Consider the following 395-nt stretch of genomic DNA (forward strand, 5'->3'; position numbering starts at 1 on the left):
TACAAATTACCTCTAGAAGTTCATTTTGCAAGGAGTCTAATATAATTTTAATTTATAGGTGTTTAAGTGAAGAAGATTTTTTTATTATTTACTGTTTTATTAATTACTTCTGCTTGTAGTAAAAAGTTAAAAGAAACCGTAGGTATATCAACAGCCGGACCTAATGAGTATCAAGTACAGCGTGCTAAAGCACTAGAAGTTCCGCCTCATTATTATTTACCTGATCCTGGGAATAGTAAACCAACTTATAATAATATAAAAGGACAAGGTGAATTTAATGAAGGTGAACAAGCATTAATGCAGGACATGGATTAAGGTTCTGAGTCATGTCATCCCGTGGTTTGTTTATAGTGGACAGTTTTTAAAAAGACCTTGATGTCATTCCCGCGAAGGCG

At 33.7% G+C, this 395-nt stretch carries 1 protein-coding gene; it reads left to right on the forward strand.

All coding sequences use genetic code 11. The features are described 5' to 3' along the window. The first annotated feature begins 66 nt into the window (after positions 1–66). The gene (locus MB29_RS07180) at positions 67–315 is read left to right on the forward strand and encodes a DUF3035 domain-containing protein (RefSeq protein WP_008579791.1); all 249 of its coding nucleotides are present in this window, start codon (positions 67–69) and stop codon (positions 313–315) included. Positions 316–395 lie beyond the last annotated feature (80 nt).

This window comes from Rickettsia tamurae (genome assembly GCF_000751075.1).
In the GTDB taxonomy this organism is placed as follows: domain Bacteria; phylum Pseudomonadota; class Alphaproteobacteria; order Rickettsiales; family Rickettsiaceae; genus Rickettsia; species Rickettsia tamurae.